Raw genomic sequence first — 21,077 nt, forward strand, 5'->3', positions numbered from 1 at the left:
CGTTGTTGGTAATTAAGAAAGCTTGAACTTGCTTAACTCACCGTGCAAATCTCCGGCTTTCACTGTCAGCTCATTACTGATTGCTACTGATGATGTCATGGTGCCCATCACTTCCACAGCGGTGTCATTGATGATCACTACATTACGGTTAATCTCTTCTGATACTGAGCTTTGCTCTTCGGCAGCCGAAGCAATCTGATTGTTCATGTCGTTAATCACTTCAATTGCTTGGTTGATTTCAAACAAGGCGAGGTGTGCAGCTTGAGTTTCGCCTTTGGTATCGTTCGCTTGCTTCTGGCTTTGCTCCATCAATATCACGATAGATTGAGTCTCTTGCTCTAGGCGAGCCAACATCGAGCGAATCTCTTCTGTCGAACCTTGAGTACGATTGGCGAGGTTACGCACTTCATCTGCCACGACAGCAAAGCCTCGTCCTGCTTCACCCGCACGTGCAGCCTCAATCGCCGCGTTAAGCGCTAGTAGGTTTGTTTGTTCTGCAATACCACCAATCTCGCTTAAGATACCCTGAATAGCGGTGCTCGAATCGACCAAATTTTGCGTTTGTTGTTGTGCGTCATTGACCTGAACAGCCAAGCTATCTACCGCGCTGGCGGCATTGTCCATGCGTGTCATGCCATTAAGGCTGTTGCTTTGTACTTGGCTTGCTGCCGCGGCTGCTTGAACGGCTGAGCTTGCCACTTCTTGCGCAGTCGCACTCATTTCATTAATGGCTGTGGCAAGTGAGTTCACCTCGTTAACCTGAGAGTTCAACTGGTCACGTGAAACTTCAGCACGAGCTTGGCCTTCTGTTGCGTTTTTATCTACTTGGTCGGCCGTTACCATCACGGTAAGTAGCATCTCTTGCATACGAGATAGGAAGGTATTGAACCAATGTGCAAGCTGAGCGGTTTCATCTTTTCCTTTCACTTCAATGCGGTAAGTTAAGTCGCCTTCGCCTTGTGCAGCATCTTTAAAACGCTCTACTAAATTGTTTAGAACCTTGCCCAGAGAATTGGCAATGAATGCCATTGAGGCAATACCTAGAATAGCTGCGATGATCCCCGCCCACACACCTTTTTCAAGTGCTTTTGAATTCTGTGCATCACTCCATTGCGTGTAGTCGTCGACGCTTTTTGTAAGGTGACTACTGGGAACGGATACCATGACTACCCATGGCGCATCACTGGTATCAATGGCTGTTATTGCGTACTCATCGCCGCCGAAATTAACAAGGCCTGCACCTTCTCGCTTAGCGATAGATTGAATTGTCGACCATTCGGATTCCAATTCAGAAGAGACTCTTTTACCCACCATGTTTCCAGCTCGGCTATTGGCGAGAGTTATGCCTTTCCATGATGTAATAAGGATTTTTCCTTCGCCATCAAACAAGTTACGTGCAAGCAATTCACTTTGGCTTTGAAGCTCAAACAAAGACAAATCAAAGCCAATTGAGCCAATGATTTTTCCGTCTTGTTTGATTGGTTGGCTGATGGTAGTGATGAGCTCTTGCTTACCGCGAACTGGATAGAAATAGGGTTCCATCACAAATGTCTTACCGGTTTGGTATGGCATTAAGTGCCAGTCGTCTTTGCGCTCACCGTTGCTGTTGAGTTCGGTATTGCTGAAGCTCTCCATTGCGACGGCGTCAAAGCTGTTCTGATCATTTGGAGAGAAGAAAGGCGCAAGGTAGCCCTGACTGTTAAAACCTAATTCGGTGTTAAAGCTGATCGCGTTATTCAGATCGGTTTGTTGTGGCCAAGTCTTGTTCTCCCACACCATGTAACCCGCAAATACAGCTTTGTTTTGCGCTTCCAAGGCGGCAGTAAACTGTTTAACGATAAGGTCTGCGCTTGCGTTGGTTTCTGAACTTAACTCTATAATAGATCGTGCTTGCTTAAGGTTTGCTAGTACAGGGTCAAGTTGGTTGGCAATGTTTAAACCTTGTTGAATGGCTGTGTTTTGCAAATCTGTCGTTGTGGCTTCTGTCAGCTGCGTCTTTACTTTTTCAGTGACTTGTTTGTTCACATCGGTAAAGGCGCTGGTGGTCATGCCCATTGCGATCAACAGAGTGAAAGCCATTGCTCCACCTGCACTCACCGCAATTCGCGTACGTATACTGTTAAACATAAGATCCCTGTAACCAAATAGTGGTAGTTTTACAGAGATTTTAAACAAGATAAGTGAATGGAAAATTCAGAATAATGAACACAAAAAGAATAGGGAGATCAAAATTATAAATAGGATTGCATAACGTGTAGTTTTGGCTTTGGTCGCAACGTCTAGAGGAAGATAAAAATCATCATTTAGCAATCGCTAACCTTATGTATTTATTAGTGTTCATGATAATTAGGACAGCTTAATGTTTTCCTAAGGCTGCGATTCAGCTTTTCTAGTTTGTGACCGTGTGTCGATCACTCATTATATGACAACGGTCACAATTAATTTTATTTAACCTAATGAATTACTAATCTTTTTATAAGTAATTTAAAGAGGGGACGCGTTGTATTAGCTCGCCCGTGTCGATTTGCTTTGCTTCTTTGACGGCCTGACATGGCGAGCCAAAATACGGCTTCGTTCTTGTTTTACCTCAGTCAGTTTTCGCCATGACCACAAACGTACGCGTGCTTCTTTTGCGCTCGCCTCTAAATCTATCACTGGATCTAAGTAGGGTGAGTTAGGTTCGAAATCATGCATCATCACCTCCATGGGTGTCATCTTCCACGGTTCAAACAAAAGTGGGGTGGGTATGTCTGAAAGTTCTGGCACCCATTTACGGATGAAGTCTCCATCAGAGTCGTGCTCTTGTGCTTGCTTGGTTGGATTGTAAATTCGGATAGTGTTTATCCCTGTTACCCCAGCTTGCATTTGAAACTGTGGGTAATGAATACCGGGTTCAAAATCGAGAAACAGCTGCGCTAAGTGAGTGACACCATCACGCCAGTCCATATTCATATGATGAGTGAGAAAGCTCACCAACATAGAGCGCATACGGAAATTAATATACCCCGTATGATGTAGGCAGCGCATACAGGCATCGACCAATGGCACGCCCGTTACCCCTATCTTCCATGCCTGTAAACGTGCTGGATCTTTTATCGTTTCTTTTTGTAATAGTGCTTCGTAGGCGTTATTGATACAGCGAAATTCCATCTCGCATTCTGATTCAAACTTCTGCATGAAATGACAGTGCCAGTGAAGCCTTGAAGAAAGGGCAATTAGGCTGCGACGAAACCCTGCAACTTGCCAGTGTTCCAATAGGTGTTGATAAACTTCACGTAGCGATATGTTGCCCCAAGCCAAATACGGGGACAGGCGAGTGCAAGCGTGTCGTGAGGCTTCTGGGCTTGAGATGCTGCGGTAGTAATCGCGACCACGGCGTTCAAAGAAATCATGCAAAGTTGCCCATGCCAGTGCGCTGCCGCCCGTTTGTATGCCGTTACCTTTGGTTAACCATGCTTCTGGAGGTTCCATAGCTAACTTAAGCTCTTCAGTATCCAGGGTATACAGTGATTCCGTGGTCAACTGAATTTCTGATATGGGAGCGCGCATGACACTGTTCCAGTGCTTATCCCAACCGATTCGGTCTTTCGACCCTCTCACGACAGCGCCCTGTGCGAAATCTTGCCAATGGATGTTGTGCTCTCTAAGCCAAGCAGAGAGTTGTATGTCACGATCGAAAGTACAATTTAATCCTACCTCTTGATGGGAGAATACATTTTGGATGTGGTAACGAGATTGGACTGCTTCGAAGCAGTCGATAGCGTTACCATGGAGTACTGAAACCTGATGCCCGTACTCTTTCAATGACAGGTTCATACACTGGAGTGACTGCCAAACAAATCGCCAATGTCGCTCAGAATAGTGGGCATTGTTTAACAGCATGGGTTCGAAAATGTAGAGCAATATCGTTGGGTGTTTATCAGATAAAGCGTGTAGTAAAGGGGCGTGGTCGGTGAGTCTTAAATCTCGCTTTAGCCACACTATGTTGATTGTTTGCATCTGAGCCCTCGTTCGTTTTGAAGCATTACGAATCAGAGGGCAAAATGTCTCACTGGAAATGAATATTTTATTTATTGATAGTAAAAGGGCGGGCTAGGATCGTCCATGGTGATTATTGAAGAATCCCCAAGCTCTTTAGCTTTCTATAAATGGTATTGCGGCTGATGCCGAGTATTCGAGATGTCTTACTGATGTTGCCTTGGTTCGCTTGATAGGTTTGCAGCAAGGTTTCTTCAACGGTGCTTTTTAAATCGGACTTTGGTGTACTTTCGATGGTGTTAAGTGTCATGGGCTTATGATGATTATCTTGCGCTAATGACGTGAGGTGTTGAGCGAGGTGACTCGGTACGTGCTCTAGTGTGAGTATTGCTTCGTCACTGGCGAGTAGGGCGGCGACCTTAAGTAAATTGTCTAATTCACGTATGTTGCCCGGCCAAGAATAGGCGCACAGTAAGCTCATTAAGTGCGGGCAGATTGTTTGCTCATCTTCGGCGTATTTACGATGAATGTGCTCGATTAAGGCGTGTTTGTCTTGTCGGTGTTGCAAGCTTGGCAGAGTAAAGGCCAAGCCATTCAGGCGATAAAAGAGATCTTGTCGAAACTCTCCAGTTGCGACTAACTGTTCTAGGTTTTTATGCGTCGCGGCGATGATCTGACAATCGACTTGGTAGCTCTGATTTGAGCCAACAGGCACTACGGATTTGTCTTGCAGAACATGCAGTAATCGGCATTGAGCTTCCAAAGGCATGTCGGCAATCTCATCGAGAAACAGAATCCCCTTATCCGCTTGGCGGATCTTACCTTGGAAACCTTTGTGGCTTGCGCCAGTAAAAGCGCCCGGCGCGTAACCAAACAGTTCTGATTCGATAAGATCTTTCGGTAGAGCACCGCAATTTACCGCCACGAGAGGCGACGATTTACGTTGGCTCTGTTTGTGTAATGCTTTAACAAATTCGCCTTTTCCGACCCCTGTTTCTCCTAGAATTAATAGGCTGACCCCTTTATCGATAACTTTATTAGCTTGCTGCCAAGCGTGTTCTATCTGTTGTTCGCCATGGTGCAAATCGCACGATGCTGAAATGGAACGCGTGCGCTTGGTCGTTGTTTGTTTGAGATGCTGTTTCTCAAACACAAAGGGCGTGTCTAATGAGGTTCGGTTGAAGAGAGTGTCGATGCACTCGCCGACGATTGAGGTTTGATCCAGCAGCTGAGAGGCAACTTGATTGTGCGCCACTACCTCGCCAGCTTCGTTCGCTATCACTATCCCTTGCCAACCACTGTGTAACAACGATTTTTCACACGCAAGGTCAATACGAGTGGTGCCTTGTGGGATATGACTCAGTAGCTGATTTTCAACAAGCTGAACCATATTTTGAACCAGTAGCTGTACCGAAGTATCGTGTTGTTGCTGCTCACTGGTGATGTCCAATACGCCCACCATTTGACCTTGGTGATCAAACACCGGGCTCGCTGAGCAACTGATAAAACGATGCTGGTGGATGAAGTGCTGTTCGCCAATGATCGATACTGGCTTGGCTTCAACAATCGCGGTGCCAATCGCGTTGGTGCCTTTAAGTTGTTCCTGCCAACACGCCCCAGAGCTGAGTGCAATCGAAGTTAGTTTCTCCTTAAACCGCTCCTGTCCCCAACTCGCCAGAATCACTCCCTCAATATCGGTCAAAATCAAGCGGCTGTCAGTGCGTGCAAACATCTGATTAAACAGAGGTAGCGCATTGCGTTCGACGATCTGAATCAAGTCAGACGATTGATGACGTCGCTGCTTAAGAATCGATTGTGGCAGGCGAATGTCTTCGGGAAGTCGTCTCTGTTTTAGACCCGCTTCTGTGCTGCGGTGCCAAGAGGATGAAAGCCAATCTGAGGTGTTTGCTTGTTGAAGGTGCATGACTGTTCCATGTCGTAACAGTGAGGGTGTACCAATTTGGAACAGTTGAACACTGGAGTGGTTTCCATACGTCCGTTCAATGCCAACTCACTTTGGGTTGTAAACGTTTGGTAATCATAGTTTTACAATTTATTAACAACAAGTTTTGAAGTTCTGGCGTGTGATTTGCGTTGTTACTGTTGTGAAGAAAACACGAAGTATCAGTGTTTTAAACAGAAAGCACAAACATGGTGGCTCTCTTCTTACGAGCTTTCTTCTCACGAGATCTGTTCTCAAGGGAAGCCGCCATGCTAGCTCAACAACATAAGCTCAATAACAAATAACAACGACTAAAAATCAAAGAAGGATCTAACTATGATTTACGCACAGCCGGGTAGTGATAACGCAGTGGTTAACTTTAAAGCGCAATACGATAACTTTATCGGTGGCGAGTGGGTGAAACCTGTTAGCGGCGAGTATTTTGATAACACTTCCCCAGTGAATGGTCAGGTGTATTGCCAAGTGGCACGCTCAACCGAGGCGGATATCAGCTTGGCACTCGATGCCGCGCATGCAGCTCGTGCAAGTTGGGCTGCGACCAGTGTGACTGAACGTTCGAACATCCTGCTTAAAATTGCCGACCGCATTGAAGCAAACCTGGAAGAAATCGCAGTCGCCGAGACATGGGAAAACGGCAAACCTGTGCGTGAAACCTTAGCGGCAGACATTCCTTTGGTTGTCGATCACTTCCGTTATTTCGCGGGTTGTATCCGAGCACAAGAAGGCAGCGCAGCTGAGCTAGATTCAAACACTGCGAGTTACCACTTCCCAGAACCGATTGGTGTGGTGGGGCAGATCATTCCTTGGAATTTCCCGATTTTAATGGCGGCTTGGAAATTGGCACCAGCACTTGCTGCGGGCTGTTGTGTGGTGATGAAACCAGCCGAACAAACACCGACATCGATTTTGGTGATGATGGAGAAGATCGCCGATCTTCTACCTGCAGGCGTGGTCAACATCGTGAATGGTTTTGGTAGCGAAGCAGGCCAAGCATTAGCAACCAGTGATCGTTTGGCGAAATTGGCGTTTACTGGCTCAACTGAAGTTGGACATCATATTCTGAAATGTGCGGCTGAAAGCTTGATTCCATCAACGGTTGAGCTTGGCGGTAAGTCTCCAAACATCTACTTCCCAGACATCTTTAACCATGAAGATGAATACTTAGACAAGTGTGTCGAAGGCATGCTGCTTGCGTTCTTCAACCAAGGTGAAGTGTGTACCTGTCCATCACGTGTGCTGATCCATGAATCGGTATACGACAAGTTCATCGCCAAGGTGGTCGAGCGTGCTCAAACTATTAAACAAGGTAACCCGTTAGATACTGATACGCAGGTTGGCGCACAAGCTTCTAAAGAGCAGTTCGATAAGATTCTGAGCTACCTAGAAATTGGCCGCCAAGAAGGCGCGAAAGTGCTGACAGGTGGTGAAATAGCGCAGCAACCAGATGATCTCGGCAACGGTTACTACATTCAACCAACCATGCTGGAAGGGCACAACAAGATGCGTGTATTCCAAGAAGAGATCTTTGGCCCTGTTATCGCGGTAACGACGTTTAAAGATGAAGCAGAAGCGCTAGAGATCGCCAATGACACCGAGTATGGCTTGGGTGCAGGCGTATGGACGCGTGATGCAAACCTAGCGTATCGCATGGGGCGCAACATTGAAGCGGGGCGTATTTGGGTGAACTGTTACCATGCTTATCCAGCACATGCCGCGTTTGGTGGTTATAAGAAATCAGGCATCGGCCGTGAGACACACAAGATGATGCTCGACCACTACCAAAATACTAAGAACCTGTTGATCAGCTACGATACTAATCCGTTGGGCTTCTTCTAATACAGGTTCGTTCTAAAAGAATGAGAATGAATCATGGGTACAAAGAATAACTAACAACGCAGTCGGCTTTAATAAAAACAAAAAGTAAAACCAAAACGCCCGATTCATTCGAATTGGGCGTTTTTATATCTGAAGCACTCTAGCTTTTCGAAAAGAAGATCTCGGGCTTGTGGACCGGGCCATAGTTGCCTTCTAGCTGAGTGAGCTCCAAACCTTGCTTTCCGATCAGAGTACCGACCAACTGGCGGTTAAATGGGTAGCTGTCGGGGTTGTTAATATACTCTTCAACATCAATCCATTTAGCTTCTGCAATTTCATCAGTGTCTTGAATCGCGATCTCTTGAGTTTGAGCGATAAGGTGACAAATAAAGTAGAGGTTCGATTTACCGAATTGATACGGGTGCCTTGTCGCCATGCCAACCACAGAAACGAACGTTGCCTCGATACCGGTTTCTTCCAAGGTTTCTCGAACAACCGATTCTTCAATGCCTTCACCCAACTCAATATGGCCGCCAGGTAACTTGTAGCCAGTCATACCGTGCTCTTTAATCATCAGCACTTGGTTTTGTTCGTTGGTGATCAACGCGCCAGCACCCAAGGTGTGGGTAGGGATGAAAGGTACAAATTCTACCATCTCGGATTTATGAATCAGCGTAATCTCGTCTTCTAAGCAGTTGTGAAATACAAAGCCAAGTTCAGTCGCCACCGGAATAAGGTGCGACAATGAAATAGGCAAGCTAATCCAAATAATGCCTTTGTTATTCTGCTTTGAAAATTGGGTGATCTCGCTTAGTTCGGCATTGAATGAGGCAGCGTCGTGAGGGGCTGTTGCTGGGTCAATGATGATGCCGTTAAATTTGTCGAGCGTAAATTCCACGGGTGATCCTTTATTATTTTTGATTTATTGGGAGTCGAGCATAGGTGGAGCTTATAACATCTTAAGGGCTTATAACACCTGCTCTGCTTGTAGCATTTTTAAGAGCACGGCAGTGGTGGGTAAAAGTGAGGGAGAGTTTAAAGCGGGCGGCTTGAAAAAAATTGCGCTAGAAACAAAAACTGCGCTTGGAAGCCAAAGCGCAGTCTGAAGATAAATCTTATCTAAGGTTTACTCTAACGAATATAGTTCGCATCAACACTTACGTACCAGTGTTGCAGTTTGCCGTCAGCTTTCTTGATCCACAAATCGTTGGTGTAGCTCTCGATCTTGCCGTTAACCGTTAAACTGAACGTGTTCTCGTCGAATTCGCCAAGCTTCACGAACTGGTCTGTGGTAACTAGGAACGGGTCCATGTCGTCCACGCCAACCACATCTGAAATCACATAGTAGTGGTAGGTCAGCGGCTTGCTCGCATCATTTGGGTTGCTGCGGTACGCCACAAGCTTGAATGGTTCCGTTAATGGAACATCAAGCGTTTGCTTGTCCATGGTCGCTGGAATCGGGATAAACAGCCAAGCGGTAAACAGACCGCTCAATAAAACCATCAGGAAGAAAAGAGTCTTAATTGCTTTCATAGCAACCTTCAAAATAGGTGATGTTGAAGACGCTATGGTAACAGGTTTGATTTGCTGATTGTAAGAGTATGAATAAGTGAAGGCGACACCTTTCTGTTAGGAAGTTTGAATGAATTGACACACTGTTAATAAGTCACTATCTACACTAGTGTGAGTGACCTTGAGATAGGTTGATCATCACAACACCTGCCGCCACAAATAACATACCAACCCACACCATAGTATCGAGGTGCTGGCGGTAAACAAACGTAGAAATCAAGCTCACGGTTACGATAGCCAAGCCCGCCCACAAAGAGTGAACCACACCTACAGGCATCTCTTTCATTGCTTGGCTCAAAAATAGAAATGCCGCCAAGTGTCCTGAAATCACCAATAGAGCAGGGATGGGTTTAGACAAACTAAAACCGTCGGTTGCTTTAAGTGCTACGTGAGAAAGTGCTTCCGCCATCACGCCCATCATTAAGAAAAACCAGCTCATAGTCGTACCTTTTAGTTGTATTGTTTTTGTTGGTATAGCGGAGTGTTTGAAAGAGTGAATCTTTGTTGCTGCTATTGAATAACAACGAGCTGCCCAAACAGCAGGTACAAAAAAGCCCACACCTCACGCTTTGCAAGGTGTGGGCTAATTCGGTGTGACTACTTGTTTAGGTAAGCAGCATGGAACTCAATATGTTCGTCAATAAAGCTAGAGATGAAGTAGTAGCTGTGGTCGTAACCTGGCTGCATACGTAGCTCTAAATCGGCATTGGTTACCTTAGCCGCTTCGACTAATTGCTCAGGCTTAAGCTGCTCAATCAGGAAGTTATCGGCTTCACCTTGGTCAACCAACATTGGCAGCTTAGTGCCTTTGGTTTTTAGAAGCTCAGAGGCATCGTATTGCTTCCATTCTTCAATATCTAAGCCTAGATATTGGTTGAATGCTTTTTGTCCCCAAGGGCATTGCATTGGGTTGGTGATTGGGCTGAATGCGGAGATAGAACGGTAGCTATCTTCGTTTTTGATACCAATCGTTAGGGCACCGTGTCCGCCCATGCTGTGACCAGAAATCGATTTCACCGAAGTCACAGGGAAGAAAGATTCAATCAATGCTGGAAGCTCTGTTACCACGTAATCGTACATGTGGTAATGGCTGTCCCATGGTGCTTGAGTGGCATTCACATAGAAGCCTGCACCTTGGCCGAGATCGTAGCTTTCATTGTCGGCAACACCTTCGCCACGTGGGCTTGTGTCTGGGGCAACAATGGCAATGCCTTGCTCAGCCGCAGCTTTGAACGCGCCGGCTTTTTGCATGAAGTTTTCATCGGTACAGGTTAAGCCTGATAACCAATACAAAACAGGAACTGGGTTTTCTTTGCTTGCGTTAGGCGGCAAGAAAATCGCAAAACGCATGTTGCAGTCAAGCGTTGCAGAAAAGTGGGTGTATTGTTTGTGCCAACCACCAGCAACCTTTGCTTGGCTAATGTTTTCGATTGTCATCTATTGTGCTCCGTTAGGTTGATGGTTTTGGGGAATAACATGTCTATATTATCTAAAGTTTCACCACCCACCGGGCAGGAGGTGGTGAAGACAGTTTCGCTCTGATGGTTAAGTCAGAACTGTGGTCTCGACACCTAAGTGCCGAGACCGAGGGGTGTTACTTATCCATGTGTAGAACAGTACGGATAGATTCACCTTTGTGCATTAGGTCGAATGCTTCGTTTACGTCTTGCAGACCCATTGTGTGAGTGATGAACTCTTGAAGACCAAACTCACCCGCCATGTAACGGTTAACGATTTCTGGAAGCTCAGAGCGGCCTTTAACACCACCGAAAGCAGAACCACGCCATACACGACCAGTTACTAGTTGGAATGGACGAGTTGAGATCTCTTGACCTGCACCCGCAACACCAATGATGACTGATTCGCCCCAACCTTTGTGGCAGCACTCAAGTGCTTGACGCATTACGTTTACGTTACCGATACACTCGAAAGAGTACTCAACACCACCGTCTGTCATCTCAACGATAACGTCTTGGATTGGCTTGTCGAATTTAGTTGGGTTGATGCAGTCGGTCGCGCCAAGCTGTTTAGCTAGCTCGAATTTGCTCTCGTTGATATCAACACCGATGATGCGGTCAGCACCAGCCATGCGAGCACCAATGATTGCAGAAAGACCGATACCGCCAAGGCCGAATACAGCAACGTTGTCGCCTTTTTCAACTTTAGCTGTGTTCAGTACCGCGCCCATACCCGTTGTTACACCACAACCTAGAAGACAAACTTCTTCAAGTGGTGCTTCTTTGCTTACTTTCGCTAGAGAGATTTCTGGAAGTACCGTGTACTCAGAGAAAGTCGAGCAACCCATGTAATGGAAGATTGTTTCGCCATTGATAGAGAAGCGGCTTGTACCGTCTGGCATTAGGCCTTTACCTTGCGTTTCACGAACCGCTTGGCACAGGTTAGTTTTACCAGATTTACAGAACTTACATTCGCCACATTCAGCTGTGTAAAGTGGGATAACGTGGTCGCCAATCTCAACACTTGTCACGCCTTCGCCGATCATCTCAACGATACCGCCACCTTCGTGACCAAGGATTGAAGGGAAGATACCTTCTGGATCGTCACCTGATAATGTGAATGCGTCAGTGTGACAAACACCAGTAGCAACGATGCGAACTAGAACCTCACCAGCTTTAGGAAGTTGTACATCAACTTCTTCCATTTTTAGTGGCTCGCCAGCTGCCCATGCAACCATTGCTTTTGATTTGATATGAGTTTGACCAGGTTTAATTTCGATTGTCATTGGATGCTTCCTATATATGTCAGTACAGCGGATAACTGTGCAATTAGCTTCAACCCGTTAAGAGTAGTTGAGCTTAATTGTTTCCGCTCTCTCGTTTTGTTGGAGCTAGTATAGGTGTGAGTGCATGTTTTGATAATCCCCTTAAATAGAAAATGATTATTACGTATTTGTAATAATAGGTATTGAGAGTCAACCACTACTTAGTGGTCGTAAACCTTCAGACCAACAAGCCACTTTTAGGAAAGGGGTGGTACTTTGAATCACTTGGATGCATTGCTACCATTGATGTTCGGTCGTTCGATGCGTGATGGATTGTATACTTGCATGTGATTTGTCTTATCAAATTATTGACGCTTGTGATGTTAACTAACTAATTGAATTTTAAGGATTGAAGCAAGGTCGCATAAGCACTCTATATGCGACGTTTTGTAAGATATCAGAAACAATAATGTCATTTTTCTCACCTAATCTCCTCGCCAAATTTTGAGTTCTAACTTTTTGGGAAGAGAAAATGAAAAAGAGTACATTGACCGTACTGTCAGGCTTGATAGTAGCCACATTAGCGGGTTGTAATTCAAGTTCGCCAAGTGATGACAGCGGTAATCTAGAGAGTGCAGTGCAAGTCGCATTCATGCCTGATATCCATTTTCATGACGTTTACGGTGATTTTAAAGACGGTTCGTTCGCTGGGCTCTACAACTCAGATAGTGGTGAGTATGCGACAATTCGAACGATGGAGTCGCAGATGAACTCTACTCGTTTGTTCAATGAAAACTACTTTGCGATGATCGCAGCGCTTGATGATGTGGTTGAGCGTGGCGTGAAATACGTAGCCCTGCCGGGTGACTTCAGTGACGACGGCCAGCCGATTCATATGCGTGGCTTAGTTAGCATTTTTGATCACTATCGTGACACGTACGGCCTTGAGTTCTTCGCCGCCCCAGGCAACCACGATCCAGTGCGTCCATTTACTATTCCTGCAGGTAAATCTGATTACCTAGGAGAAGGTGGTAAGAATCAACGCATTTACAGCCGCGGTAAAGAAGAGTGTGTTGGCTATGAGGGTGAGTGGACAACCATTCCTGGACAAGGCGACAACTTAGCAACCATATGTACTGAAGAAGTACGTGAGTGGGGCTATGAAGAGATCATGGGTATCCTTGGAACTCACGGCTTCTACCCTCAGCAAGATTATCTCTACTTTGAAACGCCTTACAGTAGTGACCAAGCTCGTGCTAACTACAGCTATGACTTAGCTAAAGAAGAAGCGGCCTTTGACAAACGTATGTACGAGATCTGTTACGAAGGCACTGGAGGCAGTTACAAAGAGAGCGGTTACTCAAGCTGTTCTGAAGTGCCTGATACCAGCTATTTAGTAGAGCCTGTGAAAGGACTTTGGTTGTTGGCAATCGACGCGAATGTTTATCGTCCCAAAGAAGGTTCGTCTGATAGTTCTTTAGATGGAAATACGTTTGATGGCTCAAGCAGTGCTGGCTACAACATGATGCTGACCCACAAAGAACATGTGATCGATTGGATCTCTGATGTAGTAAAAGCAGCGAATGAACAGAATAAGACTCTGGTCTCTTTCTCACACTTCCCAATGACCGATTTCTACAACGGTGCCTCTGAAGAGATTGAAGATTTGTTTGGAGAAGGAAGCCATCAATTGGCTCGTGAACCAGATGATAATACCAGCCGAGCATTGGCTGCAACGGGCTTAAACATCCACGTTGGCGGTCACATGCACTTTAACGATACAGGTAAGAAAAGCTTCAATATCGATGGTGTTCAGCACACGCTCTTTAATATCCAAGCGCCATCGTTAGCGGGTTACATCCCAGCTTACAAGCTGCTGAACATTCGCTCTGATAACCAAATCGAGGTCGAGACTGTGGTTATCGATCAAGTTGAACGTTACAACGAACTGTTTAGTCACTACGAAGAAGAGCATGCATACCTTACTCAAGCTGCGAATGGAGACCCTGATGCAGAAGCTAAGATCTGGAACAAAGATATTCTGGATTCAGAGAGCTACTAAGAACTGACTGACTGGCATATCCGTGAATTAACGCGCTTGCGTTTCCTTCCTAGTGATTGGCCAATCGAAATGCGTGAAATGATCATGCGCATGAACGGTGAAGAGATGATGATTATGTCTCAGCTACAAACCAACTTCACGGTCTGTCAGCTAGCGAACAAACTCGGCTACGACGTAGGTACTTGTGTTGAAAATGGTGTGGATGACTACGAGCAATTCCAACAGGATTGGCAGACAGCCAAGGCTGTTGCTGAAAAGCTGGCTTCTCTAGAGGGACTAGAATTAGCTGACTTTGCAGAGTGGATCGGTGAGCTACTAGCGACAGATTTCTATCGACTACGTAACGCAGACGAACTGGCGTTCCGTGATATCGGTGAAACACAACTGCGCCAATACGAACTGCTAAGCCGTGAGCTTGCTGAGTTTGACGGCACCGTGGATTCTGAACTGGGTGACCTTGGCCAATATACCGTTGGTGAAGTGTTCCGCTCTCGTTTTGGTAGCTTGTTCGTGATTCTTGAAAAATTCGCAACAGGCCAAGCGAGTGACCACTTCTTGATTGATATCGACCAACAAACACTGACCGATCTGAAAGGTGAAGTGAAGCGCGATATTCTTAGAGGCTCTACGACAGTAAACTAAGTTTCATTGCTTTGTTATAGCTGACTAGGTTTCTAGATCATTGGATTAAAGAAGGACCCACTAAAGATGAATTCGTGGGTCCTTTTTGTTTGTCTGTAGAGAAACTTCAATCGAGGATTACCCTCAAGAACTTATTCCTAGTTAACTTCTCAATAGTCGAGTTGGTTGATTCTCGACTGTTACATCCCTGCCCGTTTATTTGACAGATTGAATACTCTACATAATTTAGCGACGAGCCTTTCCCGACTAGAATTCACTCAAACGCAGTAAATATTCAACATATGCAACAATAAGCAATTCACTCGATTGACTTTCTTCTAACTTATTGATTTTATAAAAAGTCACAAAGAGAAGATCGCATTATCTTATTACTTGCTATTTAAAGGTCGCTATAGCGACTTTACTACTACTTGTCATAGATTTTGTGGAAATCACAAGTTACACACATAAATAATAATTATTACTTATACAACAGAGTCAGAGATGCGAATTTTAATTTTTTTAATAGTTTCTATTAGCTTGGCTGGGTGCACTCAAGATCGACATCAAGACGATATTGAAGCAAAAAAAGCTGCATACTTTCATCAGGCAGAGCAAGGGGACGCTCACGGTCAATTTAATCTAGGCGTTATGTATGAAGAAGGGAAAGGTGTATCTCAGGATGATACACAAGCAGTGTCTTGGTATAGAAAGGCTGCGGAGCAGGGATATGTAAGAGCTCAAACCAATTTAGGACGTATGTACAAAAAAGGCCGAGGTGTCTCTCAAGATGACAAAGAAGCGGTGTCTTGGTATAGAAAGGCCGCTGAGCAAGGGCATGCGAGAGCTCAAACCAATTTAGGATGGATGTACGAAAAAGGCCGAGGTATTTCTCAAGATGATAAAGAGGCGGTGTCTTGGTATAGACAAGCCGCAGAGCAAGGGTATGCAAGAGCTCAAACCAATTTAGGATGGATGTACGAAGAGGGCAATGGTGTTTCCCAAGATTATGAAGAAGCGGTGTCTTGGTATAGAAAGGCCGCTGAGCAGGGGTATGCAAGAGCTCAAACCAATTTAGGATGGATGTACGACGAAGGCCGAGGTGTATCTCAAAATGATAAAGAAGCGGTGTCTTGGTATAGAAAGGCCGCTGAGCAGGGGAACGCGAGAGCTCAAAACAATTTAGGATGGATGTACGACGAAGGTCGAGGTGTTTCTCAAGATGACAAAGAAGCGGTGTCTTGGTATAGAAAGGCCGCTGAGCAGGGGGATGCGAGCGCTCAAACTAACTTAGGATGGATGTACGAAAAAGGCATCGGTGTTTCCTTAGATAACAAAGAAGCGGTGTCTTGGTATAGAAAGGCCGCTGAGCAAGGACATGCGAGAGCTCAAAACAATCTTGGCGTTATGTACGAAAAAGGCCGAGGTGTATCTCAAAATGACAAAGAGGCGGTGTCTTGGTATCGAAAGGCCGCTGAACAGGGGGATGCGAGCGCTCAAACTAACTTAGGATGGATGTATAAAAAAGGCAGAGGTGTCTCTCAAGATGACAAAGAGGCGGTGTCTTGGTATAGAAAGGCCGCAGAGCAGGGGTATGCAAGAGCTCAAACTAACTTAGGGTGGATGTACGACGAAGGCAGAGGTGTTTCCCAAGATGATAAAGAGGCGGTGTCTTGGTATAGACAGGCCGCAGAGCAAGGGTATGCGAGAGCCCAAAACAATCTAGGTATTATGTACGACGAAGGCACTGGCGTTTCTCAAGGTGATAAAGAGGCGGTGTCCTGGTATAGACAGGCCGCAGAGCAGGGGTATGCGAGAGCCCAAAACAATCTAGGCATTATGTACGACGAAGGCAGAGGTGTTTCTCAAGGTGATAAAGAGGCGGTGTATTGGTATAGAAAGGCCGCTGAGCAGGGTTATACGAGAGCTCAAACCAATTTAGGATGGATGTACGAAAAAGGCCAAGGTGTTTCTCAAGATGATAAAGAGGCGGTGTCTTTGTATAGAAAGGCCGCCGAGCAAGGGCATGTGCTAGCTCAAAACAATCTAGGTGTTATGTACGCAGAAGGCAGAGGAGTCTCTCAAGATGACAAAGAAGCGGTGTCATGGTTCAGAAAAGCCATTCAGCAGGGTTCTGTTGATGCTCAAAACAATTTAGGCGTTATGTACAGAGAAGGCCGAGGTGTTTCTCAAGATGATAAGGAGGCGGTATCTTGGTATAGAAAGGCCGCTGAGCAAGGACACGCGCTAGCTCAAAACAATCTAGGCACCATGTACGCAGAAGGTCGAGGTGTTTCTCAAAATTATGAAGAAGCGGTGTCTTGGTATAGAAAAGCCATTGAGCAGGGTGCTATGGATGCTCAATATAATCTTGGATTGTCTTACGAACGAGGTGTGGGTGTAATTCAAGATTATGAAGAAGCGGTGTTGTGGTTTAGAAAGGCCGCTGAGCAAGGGCATGCGCTAGCTCAAAACAATCTAGGCAGCATGTACGTAGAAGGTCGAGGTATCTCTCAAAATTATGAAGAAGCAGTATCTTGGTATAGAAAAGCCACTGAGCAAGGACTTGCGCTAGCTCAAAACAATCTAGGCGTTATGTACGGAGAAGGCCGAGGTGTTTCCCGAGATGATAAAGAAGCGGTGTTTTGGTATAAAAAGGCCGCTGAGCAGGGGCTTGTAGATGCTCAACATAACCTTGGAATGTCTTACGAGCAAGGTGCGGGTGTTTCTCAAGACGATAAAGAAGCGGTGTATTGGTATGAAAAGGCTGCAGAGCAGGGGCATGCGAGATCTCAAAACCATTTAGGGTGGATGTACGATGAAGGCATCGGTGTTTCTCAAGATGATAAAGAGGCGGTGTCTTGGTACGGAAAGGCCGCTAAGCAAGGACTTGCGACAGCTCAAAACAATCTAGGCGTTATGTACGCAGAAGGTCGAGGTGTTTCTCAGGACTATAAAGAGGCGGTGTCTTTGTACACAAAGGCAGCTGAGCAAGGACTTGCGACAGCTCAATACAATCTTGGATCAATGTACGCAGAAGGTAAAGGTGTGACTAAAAACGATAAAACATCTTACATGTGGTTAAAATTAGCTCAATATAATGGCAAGGAAGGGATGCAAAACGACTTCGATATAATGACTAAAAGAATGACATTAATCGATGTCAATAAGGCGAAAAAAAGAGCTAAAATATGTTTGGAATCTGATTACATTCGATGTAATTAAATACAACCTTCATGCAACATCGATAGTTGATTGAACTTAACTGCACTTAATCCGCACCGAGATTTAGACATATGACAGGCTCCCGATAGGGAGTCGTTTTTACACTACAAAGTCAATTCGAAGGATGAATTTCTTCTAGCTCCACCGCTAAAGGCTTTTTATTCAATAATAGTGGTTTGAGCGGAACCGCATTTAGTCGGCATCTAAACCAACCTTTTTACTAGTGCGATTTTACGCATCGCGCTCGCTCTCCAATACTCACTTTTCCATACCTTTAGTTATCCACGAATTGCTAATTTAGAGTAAGTCCTGAGACACTTTTGTCCAACAATAAGTCAACCTGCCCTCCCTCTCCCCCCAACACCGCCACAAACGCATCCAAATACTGCTCGATAGTCAAATCCGCAGAAACGGGCGGTAGTTCTACGGTAATACACAGTAGGTTTCTTTCTTGGCACCAAGTGCCGAATGAGCCTGGGGTTTCGTAATCGACGTCTTCGACAAGTGGTAGGTTGAACTGTTTACCCAGCCAAATGGCGAGTTCAGATTGGGTTGGGTCGTCGACCATAGCGAGTGGTTCGTGGAAAGAGATGACGAATTTAGGTTTGCGCTGTTCAATGAGGTTGATGAGCGATTGCACTTCGGGTTCAAGCAGCTCGGCTTGTCCCGTTTTCACTTTTACATCTCTGACTGGTGTGTGAGAACTCCAGCGATAGACGGTGCCGTTTTTAGTCCAGTTTTGTGTCGGAAAGGCGCGGTTGAGATCGACTTGGTTAGCGTTGGCACGAGTACCCAATTGATTGCCATCTGGGTTCATCGACAGAATCACATCGTGTCGTAAGTTGGCGGCAGGCAAGCTTCTTAGCGCGCAAGACAAACCTGCGATAGATGCGGTTTCATCGCCGTGTGTGCCTGCTAAAATCAGCCCGCGAGATTCGCTTTCTATTTGCGCGGGGAAATAGAGCAAAGGCGCACCCAACCCCGATTTTCCATATGACAGCGGCTTTATCGAAAACGCAGCTCTTTCCGTTCTTGGAATTAAACTCACCTTAATCTCCTGATTGATCAAGTACTATCAAAGTGTCACTACTATTTAGATGACCTCTATTAAATAAACCATAGCGTCAAAACTCGTCAACCGTCGCATTGTTAATTTTATTACTTTGCTTCAAAGATAGGCTAGGAGAGCAAAAAAACATGGATTTTAAGAAACATTCAACGGCTTTAATCATTTCATCTTTATTGACCCCTTTTATCTCAGTGACTGCCGTTGCTGAAACATTGCCTGCCGGAACTTCTCTGGCGAAAGAGCAACACCTGGTGCGTGCCAATGATGCGGAAGCTGCGACGCTTGACCCTGCGAAAGCAGAAGGCTTGCCTGAAATGCACATTCTACGTGACCTATTTGAAGGTTTAGTGATCCAAGATCGCGATGGCAATATCACCCCGGGTGTTGCGGAATCTTGGGAAACCGAAGACAACCAGACGTTTGTATTCCACTTGCGTAAAGATGCTAAATGGTCTAATGGCGACCCGGTGACAGCCGATGATTTCGTGTATGCGATAAGACGAGCGGTCGACCCGAAACTGGCTTCGCCGAATGTTTGGTATCTTAAACTTACTCAAATCAGCAATATTGCTGACGTGGCGGAAGGTAAGAAGCCCGTTGAAGAGTTAGGTGTCTCTGCTGTCGATAAATACACGGTGAAGTTCGAGCTTGATAGTAAAGTGCCTTACTTTGTGGCGATGACAGGCCACACCTCAATGATGCCAGTTCACAAGACAACGCTAGAAAACAGCGACAAGCCGTGGAGCGATCCTAAGCAGTTTGTGGGGAATGGCGCTTTTGTTTTAGACGAGTGGGTGGTTAACGAACGGATTGAACTGAAGAAAAATCCTAACTATTGGGACAGTTCAGATACGAACCTAACTCAAGTGACATACATTCCGTTTGAGAACCAAAATTCTTCGATTAACCGTTATGCGGTGGGTGAGGTTGATATCACGTCTGATGTACCAACACATATGGCGCAACAGCTGAAAACAAAGTATCAAGATGCTTATACCGCCGTCCCTCTACTGTGTACTTATTACTACGCATTCAATACCACACGACCTCCGTTTGATGACGCGAGAGTGCGTAAAGCTGTGTCTTACTCAATGATGCGTGATGTGATTACCAATGGCGTCACTCAGGTGGGTAACTTGCCGGCTTTTACCTTTGCTCATGAATATACAGCAGGCTTTGATGCGACTCAGCCTGAATACAGCACATGGACTCAAAAGGAACGTGACCAAAAAGCAAAAGAGCTACTGAAAGAAGCGGGCTACGATGCGTCTAACCCATTAGATTTCAAATTGCTTTATAACACCAGTGAATCGAACAAGTCGATTGCGGTGGCGATTGCATCCATGCTGAAAGGCAATCTAGACGCGCAAGTTGAGTTAGAAAACCAAGAGTGGAAGTCTTACCTAGTATCACGTCGCCAAGGTGATTTTGATGTAATGCGAGCGTCTTGGTGCGGTGACTACAATGAAGCGTCGACCTTCTTGAGCCTATTGCGCTCAGAGTCATCGGGTAATTTTGCTCGTTACAACAACGACAAGTACGACTCAGCGATGGACAGCGCATTAGCCGCAACCAATGAGCAAGATCGCCAAGGTTTCTATGATCAAGCGGAGCAGTTACTGGCTGAAGATATGCCTATCGCGCCAATCTATTACTACATGCAGGCTCGCCTAGTGCGACCAAGTGTCGGTGGTTTTGCTAAGAACAACGTTGAAGGGCGCATCTATTCTAAGGATCTTTATATCAAAGAATAGATAGATTAACTGTGAGATCTGATATGGCGGTTTGAAGACATGACGGATCTAAGAAATAGCGCATAAAGATCAAAAAAAGAAGAAGAGGGACGTTGAACATAAATATATGATTAACGTCCCTTTATTATATCTCTGTTTTAGATAAGGCTGTTTATAGGAAATTTTAGCTGCCTATAAATGAACGTTGAGGCTCGAAGTCGATACTAACCATTATTATTTGTGAATTCGTTACGAAGAGCCACAATAAAGCTATTGATATTTATAATATTTGAGGTTTTCTGCAAAAATTACCCTCT

General features: G+C 45.5%; 12 protein-coding genes and 1 pseudogene. 4 read left to right on the forward strand and 9 right to left on the reverse strand.

The genetic code is table 11. From position 1 onward, the window contains the following. Positions 1 to 12: 12 nt before the first annotated feature. From L3V35_RS06070 to L3V35_RS06080, 3 genes are all read right to left on the reverse strand, one after another. A complete protein-coding gene (locus L3V35_RS06070; RefSeq protein ID WP_237298871.1) occupies positions 13 to 2,127 on the reverse strand; it encodes a methyl-accepting chemotaxis protein in 2,115 nt (704 codons plus the stop codon). A gap of 378 nt (positions 2,128 to 2,505) precedes the next feature. Then, positions 2,506 to 3,999, reverse strand: coding sequence for a deoxyribodipyrimidine photo-lyase (locus L3V35_RS06075; RefSeq protein ID WP_237298872.1), 1,494 nt, complete (start codon positions 3,997 to 3,999; stop codon positions 2,506 to 2,508). Between the two features lie 112 nt (positions 4,000 to 4,111). Next, the gene (locus L3V35_RS06080) at positions 4,112 to 5,902 is read right to left on the reverse strand and encodes a sigma-54-dependent Fis family transcriptional regulator (RefSeq protein ID WP_237298873.1); all 1,791 of its coding nucleotides are present in this window, start codon (positions 5,900 to 5,902) and stop codon (positions 4,112 to 4,114) included. 354 nt (positions 5,903 to 6,256) lie between these two features. Between L3V35_RS06080 and L3V35_RS06085 the strand changes: the two genes are divergently transcribed. After that, the gene (locus L3V35_RS06085; RefSeq protein ID WP_004732897.1) at positions 6,257 to 7,777 is read left to right on the forward strand and encodes an aldehyde dehydrogenase family protein; all 1,521 of its coding nucleotides are present in this window, start codon (positions 6,257 to 6,259) and stop codon (positions 7,775 to 7,777) included. A 139-nt stretch (positions 7,778 to 7,916) separates the two neighbouring features. On the opposite strand, the gene L3V35_RS06090 is transcribed toward L3V35_RS06085, so the two are convergent. The 5 genes from L3V35_RS06090 to L3V35_RS06110 all read right to left on the reverse strand — a co-directional run bounded on the left by L3V35_RS06090 (position 7,917) and on the right by L3V35_RS06110 (position 12,071). Continuing rightward, the gene (locus L3V35_RS06090) at positions 7,917 to 8,654 is read right to left on the reverse strand and encodes an NUDIX domain-containing protein (RefSeq protein WP_237298874.1); all 738 of its coding nucleotides are present in this window, start codon (positions 8,652 to 8,654) and stop codon (positions 7,917 to 7,919) included. Positions 8,655 to 8,887: 233 nt separating this feature from the next. Next, on the reverse strand, positions 8,888 to 9,289 hold the full coding sequence (locus L3V35_RS06095) for a hypothetical protein (RefSeq protein WP_237298875.1): 402 nt from the start codon (positions 9,287 to 9,289) through the stop codon (positions 8,888 to 8,890). Between the two features lie 145 nt (positions 9,290 to 9,434). Beyond that, positions 9,435 to 9,767: a multidrug efflux SMR transporter gene (locus L3V35_RS06100; RefSeq protein WP_237298876.1), complete on the reverse strand. Its 333-nt coding sequence runs from the start codon at positions 9,765 to 9,767 to the stop codon at positions 9,435 to 9,437. Positions 9,768 to 9,925: 158 nt separating this feature from the next. Continuing rightward, complete coding sequence (gene fghA / locus L3V35_RS06105) at positions 9,926 to 10,765, reverse strand: S-formylglutathione hydrolase (RefSeq protein WP_102265547.1); 840 nt, start codon at positions 10,763 to 10,765, stop codon at positions 9,926 to 9,928. 157 nt (positions 10,766 to 10,922) lie between these two features. After that, on the reverse strand, positions 10,923 to 12,071 hold the full coding sequence (locus L3V35_RS06110) for an S-(hydroxymethyl)glutathione dehydrogenase/class III alcohol dehydrogenase (RefSeq protein ID WP_012601124.1): 1,149 nt from the start codon (positions 12,069 to 12,071) through the stop codon (positions 10,923 to 10,925). Between the two features lie 511 nt (positions 12,072 to 12,582). Between L3V35_RS06110 and L3V35_RS06115 the strand changes: the two are divergent. Then, positions 12,583 to 14,754, forward strand: a pseudogene (locus tag L3V35_RS06115) (metallophosphoesterase). Between the two features lie 483 nt (positions 14,755 to 15,237). Then, positions 15,238 to 17,958 carry a cobalamin biosynthesis protein CobT gene (locus L3V35_RS25510; RefSeq protein WP_276574049.1) on the forward strand — a complete coding sequence of 907 codons (2,721 nt, stop codon included), beginning with the start codon at positions 15,238 to 15,240 and terminating at the stop codon, positions 17,956 to 17,958. Positions 17,959 to 18,250: 292 nt separating this feature from the next. Here the strand turns inward: L3V35_RS25510 and mpaA are convergent, their stop codons facing one another. After that, complete coding sequence (gene mpaA, locus L3V35_RS06155; protein ID WP_237298877.1) at positions 18,251 to 19,006, reverse strand: murein tripeptide amidase MpaA; 756 nt, start codon at positions 19,004 to 19,006, stop codon at positions 18,251 to 18,253. 149 nt (positions 19,007 to 19,155) lie between these two features. On the opposite strand from mpaA, the gene L3V35_RS06160 reads away from it, so the two are divergent. Next, entirely contained in the window at positions 19,156 to 20,781 is a 1,626-nt protein-coding gene (locus tag L3V35_RS06160) for an ABC transporter substrate-binding protein (protein WP_054546238.1), read from the forward strand. The last annotated feature ends 296 nt before the right edge of the window (positions 20,782 to 21,077 follow it).

Source organism: Vibrio sp. L5-1, assembly GCF_021728315.1.
GTDB lineage: Bacteria > Pseudomonadota > Gammaproteobacteria > Enterobacterales > Vibrionaceae > Vibrio > Vibrio splendidus_K.